The sequence below is a fragment of the Pseudomonas sp. GL-RE-26 genome, assembly GCF_019956275.1.
GTDB lineage: Bacteria > Pseudomonadota > Gammaproteobacteria > Pseudomonadales > Pseudomonadaceae > Aquipseudomonas > Aquipseudomonas grandcourensis.
The window spans coordinates 55,845-68,403 of sequence record NZ_JAHBDI010000055.1; the positions used below are offsets into that span (position 1 = coordinate 55,845).

15 protein-coding genes are annotated in these 12,559 nt (G+C 62.2%); 7 read left to right on the forward strand and 8 right to left on the reverse strand.

What is annotated here, in order from left to right:
- The first annotated feature begins 342 nt into the window (after positions 1 to 342).
- Positions 343 to 1,227 carry a sugar nucleotide-binding protein gene (locus KGB07_RS24380; protein ID WP_046041630.1) on the forward strand — a complete coding sequence of 295 codons (885 nt, stop codon included), beginning with the start codon at positions 343 to 345 and terminating at the stop codon, positions 1,225 to 1,227.
- Positions 1,220 to 2,149 carry an NAD-dependent epimerase/dehydratase family protein gene (locus tag KGB07_RS24385; protein WP_046041631.1) on the forward strand — a complete coding sequence of 310 codons (930 nt, stop codon included), beginning with the start codon at positions 1,220 to 1,222 and terminating at the stop codon, positions 2,147 to 2,149. The genes KGB07_RS24380 and KGB07_RS24385 overlap by 8 nt, the downstream gene beginning before the upstream one ends.
- Before the next feature lie 288 nt (positions 2,150 to 2,437).
- Here KGB07_RS24385 and KGB07_RS24390 read toward each other — a convergent pair whose 3' ends face one another.
- The 5 genes from KGB07_RS24390 to KGB07_RS24410 form a co-directional block, all read right to left on the reverse strand.
- On the reverse strand, positions 2,438 to 3,136 hold the full coding sequence (locus KGB07_RS24390) for an OmpW/AlkL family protein (protein ID WP_223466759.1): 699 nt from the start codon (positions 3,134 to 3,136) through the stop codon (positions 2,438 to 2,440).
- Positions 3,137 to 3,302: 166 nt separating this feature from the next.
- A complete protein-coding gene (locus KGB07_RS24395; RefSeq protein WP_223466760.1) occupies positions 3,303 to 3,821 on the reverse strand; it encodes a DUF3299 domain-containing protein in 519 nt (172 codons plus the stop codon).
- An 11-nt stretch (positions 3,822 to 3,832) separates the two neighbouring features.
- Positions 3,833 to 5,098 (reverse strand): ABC transporter permease, encoded by a 1,266-nt coding sequence (locus tag KGB07_RS24400; protein WP_223466761.1) that lies wholly within the window; start codon positions 5,096 to 5,098, stop codon positions 3,833 to 3,835.
- 1 nt (position 5,099) lies between these two features.
- The gene (locus KGB07_RS24405) at positions 5,100 to 5,810 is read right to left on the reverse strand and encodes an ABC transporter ATP-binding protein (protein ID WP_046041635.1); all 711 of its coding nucleotides are present in this window, start codon (positions 5,808 to 5,810) and stop codon (positions 5,100 to 5,102) included.
- A gap of 31 nt (positions 5,811 to 5,841) precedes the next feature.
- A complete protein-coding gene (locus KGB07_RS24410; RefSeq protein ID WP_046041636.1) occupies positions 5,842 to 6,432 on the reverse strand; it encodes a DUF2796 domain-containing protein in 591 nt (196 codons plus the stop codon).
- A gap of 135 nt (positions 6,433 to 6,567) precedes the next feature.
- On the opposite strand from KGB07_RS24410, the gene KGB07_RS24415 reads away from it, so the two are divergent.
- The gene (locus KGB07_RS24415; protein ID WP_223466763.1) at positions 6,568 to 6,915 is read left to right on the forward strand and encodes a hypothetical protein; all 348 of its coding nucleotides are present in this window, start codon (positions 6,568 to 6,570) and stop codon (positions 6,913 to 6,915) included.
- On the opposite strand, the gene trxA is transcribed toward KGB07_RS24415, so the two are convergent.
- The 3 genes from trxA to KGB07_RS24430 are packed head-to-tail and all read right to left on the reverse strand — an operon-like array spanning position 6,912 to position 8,941.
- The gene (gene trxA, locus KGB07_RS24420; RefSeq protein WP_046041638.1) at positions 6,912 to 7,784 is read right to left on the reverse strand and encodes a thioredoxin; all 873 of its coding nucleotides are present in this window, start codon (positions 7,782 to 7,784) and stop codon (positions 6,912 to 6,914) included. The two genes, KGB07_RS24415 and trxA, sit on opposite strands and share 4 nt — an antisense overlap.
- Positions 7,785 to 7,823: 39 nt before the next feature.
- The gene (locus KGB07_RS24425; protein ID WP_046041639.1) at positions 7,824 to 8,480 is read right to left on the reverse strand and encodes a class I SAM-dependent methyltransferase; all 657 of its coding nucleotides are present in this window, start codon (positions 8,478 to 8,480) and stop codon (positions 7,824 to 7,826) included.
- Positions 8,477 to 8,941, reverse strand: a complete 465-nt coding sequence (locus tag KGB07_RS24430; protein ID WP_046041640.1) for a YbaY family lipoprotein — start codon at positions 8,939 to 8,941, stop codon at positions 8,477 to 8,479. The genes KGB07_RS24425 and KGB07_RS24430 overlap by 4 nt, the downstream gene beginning before the upstream one ends.
- Before the next feature lie 127 nt (positions 8,942 to 9,068).
- On the opposite strand from KGB07_RS24430, the gene nrdR reads away from it, so the two are divergent.
- Genes nrdR through ribBA form a run of 4 tightly spaced genes read left to right on the forward strand, consistent with a single transcriptional unit; the run spans position 9,069 to position 12,496 of the window.
- Positions 9,069 to 9,533, forward strand: a complete 465-nt coding sequence (nrdR, locus tag KGB07_RS24435) for a transcriptional regulator NrdR (RefSeq protein WP_003228656.1) — start codon at positions 9,069 to 9,071, stop codon at positions 9,531 to 9,533.
- Positions 9,530 to 10,663 (forward strand): bifunctional diaminohydroxyphosphoribosylaminopyrimidine deaminase/5-amino-6-(5-phosphoribosylamino)uracil reductase RibD, encoded by a 1,134-nt coding sequence (ribD, locus tag KGB07_RS24440; protein ID WP_046041641.1) that lies wholly within the window; start codon positions 9,530 to 9,532, stop codon positions 10,661 to 10,663. Before nrdR ends, ribD begins: the two co-directional genes overlap by 4 nt.
- A 47-nt stretch (positions 10,664 to 10,710) precedes the next feature.
- Positions 10,711 to 11,388 (forward strand): riboflavin synthase, encoded by a 678-nt coding sequence (locus tag KGB07_RS24445; RefSeq protein WP_223466765.1) that lies wholly within the window; start codon positions 10,711 to 10,713, stop codon positions 11,386 to 11,388.
- Between the two features lie 16 nt (positions 11,389 to 11,404).
- Positions 11,405 to 12,496 (forward strand): bifunctional 3,4-dihydroxy-2-butanone-4-phosphate synthase/GTP cyclohydrolase II, encoded by a 1,092-nt coding sequence (gene ribBA / locus KGB07_RS24450; protein WP_007984459.1) that lies wholly within the window; start codon positions 11,405 to 11,407, stop codon positions 12,494 to 12,496.
- The last annotated feature ends 63 nt before the right edge of the window (positions 12,497 to 12,559 follow it).

Here is a 12,559-nt window from a genome sequence, read left to right on the forward strand (position 1 = left end):
CGGGTGGGGGGCGCAAGATGCAAGTACCACTGGCTGGTCGGTAAACCTGTGGCGAGGGGGCTTGCCCCCGTTGGGTCGCGAAGCGGCCCCAAAATCCGCAAACGCGGTGTAACAGGCAAACCGCCTTCAACAATTTTGCGACTGCTGCGCAGCCGTACGGGGGCAAGCCCCCTCGCCACAGGGGCCAGTGGCAGCACTGCAAAACTCAGGCATCTACACTTTACGGGTGACGGTTGCGCACTAAACCCGCAAAATGCAACGATTCCGGCAATTATCAACGACATCGCCAGGGCGCGGTGTCGATAACGCCATTGTTTCAATCAGACTGGGCCTGCTGACTCTATGCGAATGCGCCTTATGTTACTGGGCGGCGGAAATGCCCTTGGGCAGGCGCTGATTCGCCTCGGTGCGGAGGAAGACATCGGTTTCCTCGCCCCCCGCCCGCCGCAAGACGGCTGGGATGCCGCGAGCCTGACACAATTGCTCGACGACACCCGTCCCGATGCATTGATCAACCTTGCCTACTACTTCGACTGGTTTCAGGCCGAGGCAGTGAGCGAATCGCGCCTGGCCGGCCAGGAGCGCGCGATCGAGCGTCTGGCGGAACTGTGCCAGCACCACAACATCGTCCTGCTGCAACCTTCCAGCTATCGCGTGTTCGACGGCTCCCGTGCCACGGCCTACAGCGAAAAAGACGAACCGGTGCCCCTGGGCCTGCGGGGTCAGGCCTTGTGGCGGATCGAGCAAAGCGTGCGCGCCACCTGCCCGCAACACGTGCTGCTGCGTTTCGGCTGGCTGCTGGACGACAGCCCGGACGGCGCCCTTGGCCGCTTCCTCGCCCGTGCCGAACAACCCGAAGAACTGCTGATGGCCGACGACCGGCGCGGCAATCCGACGCCGGTCGACGATGCTGCCCGCGTGATCATTTCAGTGCTCAAGCAACTCGATTGCGCCGCACCGCTGTGGGGCACCTACCACTACGCCGGGCATGAGGCGACCACGCCGCTGGCGCTGGGGCAGGCGATTCTGACCGAAGCCCGCAGCCTGCATCCGCTGGCCATCGAAGCCCCGACCGCCCAGGCCCACGCCGCGCGTCCGGATGCTGCCGAAGAGCCGCAACACGCGGTATTGGCCTGCAAGAAAATTCTGCACACCTTCGGGATCAAACCACGCGCCTGGCGTGCGGCGCTTCCCGGTCTACTGGACAGGTTCTATCGCCATGGCTGACGGCCCCGTTTTTATCACCGGTGGTGCCGGTTTCATTGGTTCACACCTGACTGACGCGCTGCTTGCCAAGGGCCATGCGGTGCGGATTCTCGATGACCTGTCCACCGGCAAGCGCAGCAATCTGCCGCTGGACAATCCCAGGGTCGAACTGATCGTCGGCGACGTGGCCGATGCGGCTTTGGTTGCCCAAGCGATGGCCGGTTGCAGCGCCGTGGCGCACCTCGCGGCCGTGGCTTCGGTGCAGGCCTCAGTGGACGATCCGGTGCGCACGCACCAGAGCAACTTCATCGGCACGCTGAACGTCTGCGAAGCCATGCGCCAGGCCGGGGTCAAACGCGTGCTGTTTGCCTCCAGCGCAGCGGTGTATGGCAACAATGGCGAAGGCGAGTCGATCGACGAAGAGACGCCCAAGGCGCCTCTGACGCCTTACGCGGTGGACAAACTGGCCAGCGAGCAATACTTCGACTTCTACCGCCGCCAGCATGCGCTGGAACCGGTGATTTTCCGCTTCTTCAACATCTTCGGTCCGCGCCAGGATCCGTCCTCGCCGTACTCCGGGGTGATCAGCATATTCAGCGAGCGTGCACTGAAGGGCTTGCCGATCACGGTGTTCGGCGACGGTGAGCAGACCCGGGATTTTGTCTACGTCGAAGATCTGGTCGACTTGCTGGTGCAGGCCATCGAGAAGCCCCGGGTCGAAGACGGTGCGGTCAACGTTGGCTGGAACCAGGCGACGACCCTCAAGCAAATGCTCGAAGCGCTCGAAGCCGTGGTCGGCAAGTTGCCACCGGTGAGCTACGGCCCGGCGCGCTCCGGTGACATTCGTCATTCCCGGGCGAATAACCGGCGTCTGTTGGAACGTTTCACTACCACGGAGCAGACACCAATGCGTGTCGGGCTGGCGCGGTTGCTGGGGCGCTGATGGTTTTACAAACCTGAATCGCGAACATGAAAAAGGCGCCCTTTGACAGGCGCCTTTTTCACGGCCGGAATTTACGTTACAGCTTGTGCAATTCCTGTGGCGAGGGAGCTTGTCGGAGCGCCGCATCGTCCCGCTCGACTGCGCAGCAGTCGTAAATCCAGTCAACGCGGTTTGTTTGAATCACCGCTTTTGCCGGTTTTAGGGTCGCTTCGCAACCCAGCGGGAGCACGCTCCCTCGCCACAACAGCCAGGTTCACCACCACGTGAACATTCTTCCAGCGATGTCGCTTAGAACTTGTAGCCCAGGCCGACCATGTACACAAACGGATCGACGTCTACGTTGACCTTGGCGCGGGTGCCCGGTGCAATCGAGTTGTTCTCGACGGTGGCGCGGGTATCGATGTCGATGTAGCGCACCTGGGCGTTGAGCATGACATGTTCGGTCAGCATGTAGTCGGCACCGACCTGCCAGGCCAGACCCCAGGAGTTCTTCGCGTTGAAGTTGCTGAAGCCGGCGGACTTGGCTTCGCTGCTGAGGCTTTCGTCGTAGATCCAGGTGTAGTTGATGCCACCACCGACGTACGGCTGAAAGGCCGACTTCGAATCCAGCGGGTAGTACACCACGCTCAGGGTCGGCGGCAGGTGTTTCAGGGAGCCGAGTTTGCCATTGGCGGCAGGCAGGGCGGTGCCTTTGAGTTTCACGTCATGCTCGAACGGAGTGGCGGCGAGCAGTTCGATCCCCCAATTGTTGGTGAGCATATAGGCGAAGTTCAGGCCCAGCTGTGTGTCGCTGTCCATGGTCGCCTTGCCGCCCAGGTTGGTACCGGCCAGCGGACCTTGGTCGACCTTTACGCTGGAGCTGTCGGCTTTCGGGTTAACGGTGATGGCGCCCGCACGAAGGATGATGTCGCTGGCCTCGTAGGCGTGGGCGAGCGGGGCTGCGAGCGCGAGGGCAACCAGCGAAGCGCTGAGCATGGACTTGTTCATGGGGGGCTCCAGAGGACGTTAAAAATTTGCGATGTCCAATGGTAAGCCGGCTAACTATTCGGTCTTTTGATGCAGCTCAATGAAAGTGGGAAGGGGTTGGATTTTATGGTGTTTTTGCTGGCCTCATCGCGAAGAGGGACTGACAGACAGCACAAAACCACCGGAATCACTCCGGCAATTCATACAGGTAAATCTTTTCCGCCTCCATCTGATACCCGGCATCCGCCAACTCGCTGGTGGACGCCTTGACCTGTAACGCGCCTTCGATCCAGTAAGGCTGATACAACTCGTCGAGCTTCACGCCGACTTCGCTCTTGACGTGCACGATCTGGTTCGACGGCGGTGGCGGCACATGGATGCAGGCGCCGAAATACGGTACCAGCAGAAACTCCGTGGTGCGGCCTTCCTCGCTCACTTCCAGCGGCACGATGTAGCCCGGCAGGCGAATGTTCTGGCCGTCGAGGGTCTTGACCACCGGTGCGTTGGGCATGTCCTGTTTGGCTGCTGGTGCCGACTCTGCCGAGAGCGTGCTGCTCATCTGCGACAGATCGTGCAGCGGCGTCATGTTCGGCACTTCTTTCGGCGCGTCAGGCGGGATCATCTCCGACCAGGTCAGGTCTTTTGGCTGTGCGGCCCACAGGGGCAGGGCGACCAGCATCAACAGCGAAAGTACAGCGCGGGGCATTTTCAATGTCCTCATAAGCGGATCGACAGGCCATCGGCCAGGGATTGGCGATAGGCGCGCCAGGCCGGCACGCTGCCCATCAGCAGCGCGGCGATCAGGATGCCACCGAGCAGCGTCCATTCATACTCGCTCGGCCACGAGAGCGGCAGGAACAGGCCGTAGTTGGCTTGCACATAACCCTGGGCCGCCGCGATGCACACATACAGCAACGCCACGCCGGCGATCACGCCCGACAGCGCCAGCGCAAAGGCTTCGAGCACCAACAGCGTCGCGATGTGCCAGGGGCGTGCGCCCACCGAGCGCAGGATCGCCATTTCCCGGCGGCGTTCATTGAGGCTGGTGAGAATGGCGGTGAGCATGCCGATCAACCCGGTCAGCACCACAAACAGCGAGACCACGAACAAGGCTTTTTCCGCGGTGCCCATCAGACTCCACAGCTCTTGCAACGCCACACCCGGCAGGATCGCCAGCATCGGCTCACCACGGAATTCGTTGATTTCCCGCTGCAGGGCAAAGGTCGAAATCTTGTTGTTGAGGCCGAGCATGAACGCGGTGATCGCTTGCGGCGTCAGGTCCATGTTGCGCGCCTGATCGGCGGTGATGCGCCCCTCGCCCCGGGCCGGCACGCCGTTGTGCCAGTCGATGTGAATCGCTTCCATCCCACCGAGGCTGATGTGCAGCGTGCGGTCCACCGGGGTGCCGGTGCGCTTGAGAATGCCGACCACGGTGAACGGTTTGTCGTCGTGCTTGACCAGGCTGATTGCCGCCACGCCGTGGGCCAGCACCAGTTTGTCGCCGAGATTGTAGTGCAGTGCATCGGCCACTTCGGCGCCGAGAACCACTTCGAACGGGTCAGTGGCAAAGGCCCGGCCATCGGCCAGTTCCAGGTGTTGTTGGCGTCCGTATTGATAATGCTCGAAGTAGGCTTCGGTGGTGCCCATCACCCGGTAGCCGCGATGGGAGTCGCCGAGAGACATCGGAATCGCCCACTTCACTTTCGGGTTGCTGGCGAAGTGTTCGAAGCTGTCCCAGCGGATGTTGTTGGTGGCGTTGCCGATGCGGAACACCGAGTACAGCAACAGGTTCACCGAGCCGGAGCGGGCGCCGACGATCAGATCGGTGCCGCTGATGGTGCTGGCGAAACTGGCCTTGGCTTCGGTGCGCACGCGCTCCACTGCCAGCAACAGGCACACCGACAAGGCAATGGCGAACGCCGTGAGGATCGCGGTGAAGCGACGGTTAGCCAGGCTGGCCATGGCTAGACGAAACAGATACATCTCAGACCTCGGACGGGGTAGCGGCGCGATTGAGTTCGGCCAGCGAAAGGTTGTGGTCGAACAGCGGCGCCAGGCTCTGGTCGTGGCTGACGAACAACAGGCTCGACCCGGCTTCGCGGCACTCGGCGAACAGCAGGCGAATGAAGTTCTCGCGGGCGTCGTAATCGAGGGCCGAGGTCGGCTCGTCGGCGATAACCAGTTCCGGTTGCCCGATTAGCGCGCGGGCGGCGGCGACTCGTTGCTGCTGGCCGATGGAAAGCGAGTCGGCGCGGCGACCGAGGATGTTTTCATCCTTTAAACCCAGGTGGGCGAGCAGCGTGGCGGCGGCTTTGTCGACACTGCCGTGGCGTTGTTTCGCCCGTTCCGCGCGCAGTTTCGAGAAGTGGCAGGGCAGTTCGACGTTTTCACGCACCGACAGAAACGGCAGCAGGTTGAACTGCTGAAAGATGTAGCCGGTGTGATCGACGCGGAAGTGGTCGCGGGCGCCGGCCGAAAGTTGCGTCAGTTCCTGGCCGAGCAGGCGGATGCTGCCGCGATCAGGCTTCTGCACGCCGCCGAGCAAGCCGAGCAGGGTGGTCTTGCCGCTGCCGCTGGGGCCTTTGAGGAACAGGGTCTCGCCGCGCTCCAGGCGAAACGCCGGGATGTCCAGCAGCGGCGGGTGACCGGGCCAGCTGAAGCTCAGGTCGGACAGTTCGATGAGTGCTTGGGTCATGTGAAACCGGTCTGGTTGGTGGTGAGTGAATTCAGAACTTCAGGGCCGCAGCCTTGGCCGTCACATCAACCCCTTGCTGCCCGCTCGGACCGATCAGTTGTACCTGAATTTTTTGGGTGGCTGGGAAGCTGGTGAAAATATTCGCCAGGTCCAGCGACTTCAGTGCCGCAGGCGTGGCGCAGGTGAACTGATAGCGAGCGTGGATTTCGCTGTGATCGTGATGATGTTCGTGGCCGTCTTCGTCCTTGGCGTCTTCATCGTGATCATCGTCGGCATCGGGCTTGTCGCCGAACAACGGGCTTTCCAGTTCCTGGTTCTCTACCACGCAACCGGCGGCTTTTGGCAGGTTGAACAGGGCCAGTGGTTGCTCAAGTTGTGCGCGGGTGGCGGTGACTTTGGCTTTGTCTGCGTCGCTGGTGGCGACGTGCTCGAAACCCACCAGGTTCATGGCCGGGCTTTCCAGCTCCAGCTCCAGGGTCTTGCCATCCAGCACCGCGTTCAGGCGTCCCACGCCATGTTCGTGGGCACCCAGGCTGCCATGCTCATGATCGTGTTCGTCGGCGGCATGGGCGATAGCCAGCGGCAACATGGCAAACGGCAGGGCGAGAAGCAGACGACGCATGACGAGTCTCCGAAAAGTAAAATGAAGAAATTGTTATGTAATCTTATAACGTAAGTGCGGAGAGTTTGACTGCCCGCTTGGCGTTGCACAAGTCCCATGGGAGCATGCCGGGAAGAAATGTGCGGGAGCAGACCTATGTTGCGAATTCGCGGAAGCATCGGCGACTGGCCGGTGGATTTGACCCTGGAGATGGACGACGCGGACTGGGCGCGGCTAGGGGCGCAGTTGCAGGTGGAAAAATCCCCTGTCAGCGCGCCAGCGGCGAAACCGCTGAATCCGGATGATGCGCTGTGGCAGATCGCCAGGGATTTGCTGCGCAAGGCCGGGCAGTTGAGCGGGCCGGACTTGCTCGATCAACTCGAAGGCCTGACCGGGAGCGCGGCGGCGGGCAAGCGCCTGCTGGTGCGTTTGCGCCATAGTTCGGATGTGAAGGTAGTGAGCGGCGGGGATACGCCGCTCTACAGCTGGATCGAGACGGCTTAGTACAGCGCGGCAAACAACTTGCGGCGGTAGGTACTCACCAACGGATGATCATTGCCCAGCAACTCGAACACCTGCAGCAAGGTCTTGTGCGGCAAGCCTTCGTTGTAGCTGCGATTGCGGATGAACAGCTTCAGCAAGGCATCCAGCGCGGCATCGTACTGCTGACGGGCCAGTTGCTGGATCGCCAGTTGATAGACCGCCTCATCGTCCAGCGGGTCTTTTGCCAGCCGGGCCTTCAGGTCGGCGGCATCCGGCAAGTCCTTGGCCAAACCGAGAAACTTGATCTGTGCCTTGGCGCCAGCCAGCGCGGCCTTGTGCTCGTCGCTCTTGACCGCATCCAGCACGGCTTGCGCTTCGCCCAGTTCACCGCGCTCGGTCAGGCAGCGGGCGTAGAGGATCAGTGCCTTGGCGTTGGTGTTGTCTTCACCCAGGATCACCTTGAGCAGCGCTTCGGCATCGGCAAAGCGGCTGTCATCGAACAGCGCCTGGGCTTGTTCGAACGGATCGGCAGCGGCCGGTGGCGGCATCTGCACATGGGGTTCGAGCAGGGCGCGCACGGCGGATTCCGGCTGGGCACCGGCAAAGCCGTCTACCGGCTGACCGTCCTTGAACAGCACCACGGTCGGCAGGCTGCGGATGCCGAAGCGGGCGACGATGTCTTGTTCGAGGTCGCAGTTGACCTTGGCCAGCAGCAACTCACCCTGATAGCTCTCGGCAATGCTCTGCAACATCGGCATCAGCACTTTGCAGGGCGCGCACCATTCGGCCCAGAAATCCACCAGCACCGGCTTGTGGAAAGAGTTCTCGATCACCGACTGGTCGAAATCGGCAGTCGTGGCGTCGAAGATGTACGGCGTTTCCTGACTCATGGGCAATCTCGTAAAAGCGTGAATGGGGCAACTATACGGTCAGGCGCGGGCGGCGTGGTAGAGGCTCACATGCCGAAACTCGTGGGGCTCGGCCAGATCCGGTAGGGTCATCGCCTCCAGCATCTCTATGCGCCGGTATAACGGATGGCGGAAGTCCCGCACTCGGGAATCCGCCACCAGCGCCTCTCGGCCGCGGCTGAGGAACTGGTCGAGCAGCGGCAGGTTGGCCCGGTCGTACAGCACATCCGCCACCAGGATCAGATCGAAGCGATCAGCCTCGGCGAAAAAATCCGTCGAGTAGTTGAGCTCTACGTCATTGAGCTCGGCATTGGCCCGACACGCGGCAATCGCCAGCGGGTCGAGGTCGCAGGCCAGCACTTCCAGCGCCCCGGCCTTGGCAGCGGCAATCCCCGCCACGCCAGACCCGGCGCCAAAATCCAGCACACGCTTGCCTTCGACCCAATGCGGGTTGTCAGCGAGGTAACGGGCCACGGCCAACCCGCTGGCCCAGCAAAAGCTCCAGTACGGTGGCTCATGCAGGATGCGCCGGGTTTCTTCCGGGCTGAAGGCGCGGTCCATGTTGTCGCCGTCGATCAGCCACAACTTCAGGTCGGTCCCTGGTAACTCACAGGCGACCAATTGCGCATCACCGAGTAGTTCACCCAACGCCTTTTGCAGGTCGAGCGGTGCATTCATGGGGCTTTGACGAATTGCAGTTGGCCCAGGGCCTGGGTGGTCGGCTGGGTAATCAGCTGCGACGGCAGGTGCAGGATCAACTGTCCGGACTGGCTGGCGCGGCCTCGCAGTTCAACGCGGGCCCCGGCCGGGAAGGATTCCGGGTTGAAACGCAGGTGAAACGCCAGCACCTGGTTGTTGCCGATCAGGCTGGAACTGGCGAGCAATTGCTGCGGGCGGTTCTTTTCGTCGATCACCAGCAATGCCAGTTCGACTTCAGCGCCGGCTGGAACGCCTTGTAGGGTACCGCTCAGTTCACGCTGATAGGCAGGCAGGGGGCCGAGGTTGGCGGCCTCCCGGGCCTTCTTCTGCGCTTGCTGCGGCGCCGGGCCAGGCGTTGGCGGCTGGGGCTTGGGTGCATCGCTGCCGCAAGCCACCAGCAGGCTGAAAACACTGAGCAAAATGAGCGGACGTAACGACATTGGTGGCTCCATAAAGCTGAATTCCATGGATCAAGTGATCATCCCGTCTGTATACCGCAAACCCTATGGCTTGTCTTGCCACCGGGATGCGCTACCATGGCCCTCCCTTTTTTTGTTGCCTGCCACCATGCACTGTCCCTTCTGCGGTGCCAACGACACCAAAGTCATCGACTCGCGTCTGGTCGCCGAGGGCGAACAGGTGCGCCGCCGGCGTGAATGCCTGGCCTGCGGCGAGCGCTTCACGACGTTCGAGACGGCTGAACTGGTGTTGCCGCGCCTGATCAAAACCGACGGCAGTCGCCAGCCGTTCGACGAAGAAAAACTCCGCGCCGGCATGCAGCGCGCGCTGGAAAAGCGCCCGGTGAGTGTCGAGCGCCTCGAATCGTCGCTGGTGCACATCAAACACAAACTGCGCGCCACCGGCGAGCGCGAGGTCAAATCCCTTGTGGTCGGCGAACTGGTGATGGCCGAGCTGCAGAAGCTCGATGAAGTCGCCTACATCCGCTTCGCTTCGGTATATCGCCGCTTCCAGGACCTCAACGAGTTCCGCGAAGAGATCGATCGCCTGGCCCGTGAACCGGTGAAAGAATGACCACGCCCGCAGAACAAGCCATCCTCGATGCTCATTTCATGGCCCGTGCCCTGGAGCTGGCGCGCAAGGGGCATTACACGACGCACCCCAATCCGCGGGTCGGTTGCGTGATTGTGCAGGGCGGGCAGATTGTCGGCGAAGGCTGGCACGAGCGCGCCGGCGAGCCCCACGCTGAAGTCCACGCCTTGCGCGCGGCCGGTGAGCAGGCTCGTGGCGCCACCGCTTACGTGACCCTTGAACCTTGCAGCCACCACGGCCGCACACCGCCTTGCGCCGATGCACTGGTCAATGCCGGTGTGGCCAGGGTGGTCGCGGCGATGCAGGACCCGAACCCGGAAGTCGCCGGTCGTGGTCTACAACGCCTGGAACAGGCCGGTATCGCCACCGAAAGCGGCGTACTGGAAAGCGAGGCGCGAAAGCTTAACCAAGGTTTCCTGAAACGCATGGAACACGGCTTGCCATTCGTGCGGGTCAAGTTGGCCATGAGCCTGGACGGGCGCACGGCGATGGAAAGCGGCGAAAGCCAGTGGATCACCGGTCCGGCCGCACGTTCTGCGGTGCAACGCCTTCGTGCCCAGGCCAGCGTGGTACTGACCGGCGCCGACACGGTTCTGGCGGACAACGCGCGGCTGACCGTGCGAGCCGATGAGCTGGGGCTGGATGCCGAGCAAACCGCACTGGCCATGAGCCGCCTGCCGCTGCGGGTGCTGGTCGACGGTCGTCTGCGGGTGCCACTGGATGCACCGTTCTTCAAGGCCGGCCCGGCGCTGGTTGCCACCTGCGTGGCGGTGGAAGAGCAATACGCCAATGGTCCGGAATGCCTGATCGTGCCGGGTTACGACGGCCAGGTCGATCTGCGTCAGCTATTGGTTGAACTCGCAGCCCGTGGCGTCAACGAGGTGCTGGTTGAGGCCGGTCCGCGCCTGGCAGGTGCCTTTGCCCAACTCGGTCTGGTGGACGAGTTCCAGATTTTCATTGCCGGCAAGTTCCTGGGCTCTTCGGCGCGGCCGCTGCTGGACTGGCCGCTCGCGCAAATGAAGGATGCGCCCGAGCTTAAAATCATTGAAATTCGCGCAGTGGGCGATGACTGGCGAGTCATTGCCATTCCTACGTCAACCGCGAGCGTATAATTTCCGGTCAACGCTACAGCGCTGGCTTTGTTCTCGAGGAGAACCTCATGTTTACCGGCATCATCGAATCCATCGGCAGTATTCGTGCATTGACCCCAAAGGGCGGTGATGTGCGGGTTCACGTCGAAACCGGCAAGCTCGACCTGAGCGACGTCAAACTGGGCGACAGCATCGCGGTCAACGGCGTGTGCCTGACTGCCGTTGAACTGCCGGGCAATGGCTTTGCGGCGGACGTCAGTTGCGAAACCCTCGACTGCACCGCCATGAACGACCTGAAAAGCGGCAGCCCGGTCAATCTGGAAAAAGCCCTGACCCCGACCACTCGCCTCGGCGGGCATCTGGTCAGCGGTCACGTCGACGGCGTGGGCGAAGTGGTTGCCCGTACCGAGAACGCGCGCGCCGTGGAATTCCGCATCCGCGCGCCAAAGGACCTGGCCAAGTACATCGCCCATAAAGGCTCGATCACCGTCGACGGCACCAGCCTCACCGTGAACGCAGTCGATGGCGCCGAGTTCCTGCTGACCATCATTCCCCACACCCTGAGCGAAACCATCATGGCGTCGTACCAGCCTGGCCGCCGGGTGAATCTGGAAGTGGATTTGCTGGCCCGTTACCTGGAGCGTCTGCTTTTGGGCGACAAGGCCGCAGAGCCAGGCTCTTCGCAAAAGCCTGGCAGCACCATTACCGAAAGCTTTCTGGCCCAAAACGGCTACCTCAAATCCTGACTCAAGGGGGTGCCTTGTGGCGCTCAATAGCATCGAAGAACTGGTTGAAGACATCCGCCAAGGCAAGATGGTCATCCTCATGGATGACGAAGACCGCGAGAACGAAGGCGACCTGATCATGGCCGCCGAGTGCTGCAAGCCCGAGCACATCAACTTCATGGCCAAGCACGCCCGTGGCCTGATCTGCATGCCGATGAGCCGCGAGCGCTGCGAACTGCTCAAGCTGCCGTTGATGGCCCCGCGCAACGGTTCCGGTTTCGGCACCAAGTTCACCGTATCGATCGAAGCGGCCACCGGTGTGACCACCGGTATTTCCGCCGCCGACCGTGCGCGCACTGTGCAGGCTGCCGCCGCCCGTGATGCCAAGGCTGAAGACATCGTCAGCCCGGGCCACATCTTCCCGCTGATGGCCCAGGCCGGCGGTACCCTGGCCCGTGCCGGCCACACCGAAGCGGCGTGCGACCTGGCGCGCATGGCCGGTTTCGAGCCGAGCGGCGTGATCTGCGAAGTGATGAACGACGACGGCACCATGTCCCGTCGCGCCGAGCTGGAAGCATTTGCCGCCGAGCACGACATCAAGATCGGCACCATCGCCGACCTGATTCACTACCGGATGATCCACGAACGTACCGTTCAGCGGATTGCCGAGCAGCCACTGGACAGCGAACTGGGCCAATTCAACCTGGTGACCTATCGTGATTCCGTGGAAGGCGACGTGCACATGGCGCTGACCCTGGGCAACGTGTGTGCCGAAGAACCGACCCTGGTTCGGGTGCATAACATGGACCCGCTGCGCGACCTGCTGATGGTCAAGCAACCGGGCCGCTGGAGCCTGCGCGCCGCCATGGCCACGGTTGCCGAGGCCGGCAGCGGTGTTGTGCTGTTGCTCGGTCACCCGCTCGATGGCGACGTGTTGCTCGCGCACATCCGCGAAACCGCCGATCACGCCGCGGTGAAAAAACCGACCACCTACAGCACTGTCGGTGCCGGTTCGCAGATCCTGCGTGACCTCGGCGTGCGCAAAATGCGCCTGATGTCGGCACCCATGAAATTTAATGCGATATCCGGTTTCGATCTGGAAGTTGTAGAATACGTGCCCTCCGAATAATGACCGGTTGTTTCCGGCCTTGAATTCGCGGTTCAAATATCACCGAGGGGCGCGTACGAGACG

What these genes read in the sequence shown, in the direction of transcription:
- KGB07_RS24380 (WP_046041630.1), top strand. Translation starts at nt 343, where the DNA reads ATGCGAATGCGCCTTATGTTACTGGGCGGCGGAAATGCCCTTGGGCAG.
- KGB07_RS24385 (WP_046041631.1), top strand. Translation starts at nt 1,220, where the DNA reads ATGGCTGACGGCCCCGTTTTTATCACCGGTGGTGCCGGTTTCATTGGT.
- KGB07_RS24390 (WP_223466759.1), bottom strand. Translation starts at nt 3,136, where the DNA reads ATGAACAAGTCCATGCTCAGCGCTTCGCTGGTTGCCCTCGCGCTCGCA.
- KGB07_RS24395 (WP_223466760.1), bottom strand. Translation starts at nt 3,821, where the DNA reads ATGCCCCGCGCTGTACTTTCGCTGTTGATGCTGGTCGCCCTGCCCCTG.
- KGB07_RS24400 (WP_223466761.1), bottom strand. Translation starts at nt 5,098, where the DNA reads ATGTATCTGTTTCGTCTAGCCATGGCCAGCCTGGCTAACCGTCGCTTC.
- KGB07_RS24405 (WP_046041635.1), bottom strand. Translation starts at nt 5,810, where the DNA reads ATGACCCAAGCACTCATCGAACTGTCCGACCTGAGCTTCAGCTGGCCC.
- KGB07_RS24410 (WP_046041636.1), bottom strand. Translation starts at nt 6,432, where the DNA reads ATGCGTCGTCTGCTTCTCGCCCTGCCGTTTGCCATGTTGCCGCTGGCT.
- KGB07_RS24415 (WP_223466763.1), top strand. Translation starts at nt 6,568, where the DNA reads ATGTTGCGAATTCGCGGAAGCATCGGCGACTGGCCGGTGGATTTGACC.
- trxA (WP_046041638.1), bottom strand. Translation starts at nt 7,784, where the DNA reads ATGAGTCAGGAAACGCCGTACATCTTCGACGCCACGACTGCCGATTTC.
- KGB07_RS24425 (WP_046041639.1), bottom strand. Translation starts at nt 8,480, where the DNA reads ATGAATGCACCGCTCGACCTGCAAAAGGCGTTGGGTGAACTACTCGGT.
- KGB07_RS24430 (WP_046041640.1), bottom strand. Translation starts at nt 8,941, where the DNA reads ATGTCGTTACGTCCGCTCATTTTGCTCAGTGTTTTCAGCCTGCTGGTG.
- nrdR (WP_003228656.1), top strand. Translation starts at nt 9,069, where the DNA reads ATGCACTGTCCCTTCTGCGGTGCCAACGACACCAAAGTCATCGACTCG.
- ribD (WP_046041641.1), top strand. Translation starts at nt 9,530, where the DNA reads ATGACCACGCCCGCAGAACAAGCCATCCTCGATGCTCATTTCATGGCC.
- KGB07_RS24445 (WP_223466765.1), top strand. Translation starts at nt 10,711, where the DNA reads ATGTTTACCGGCATCATCGAATCCATCGGCAGTATTCGTGCATTGACC.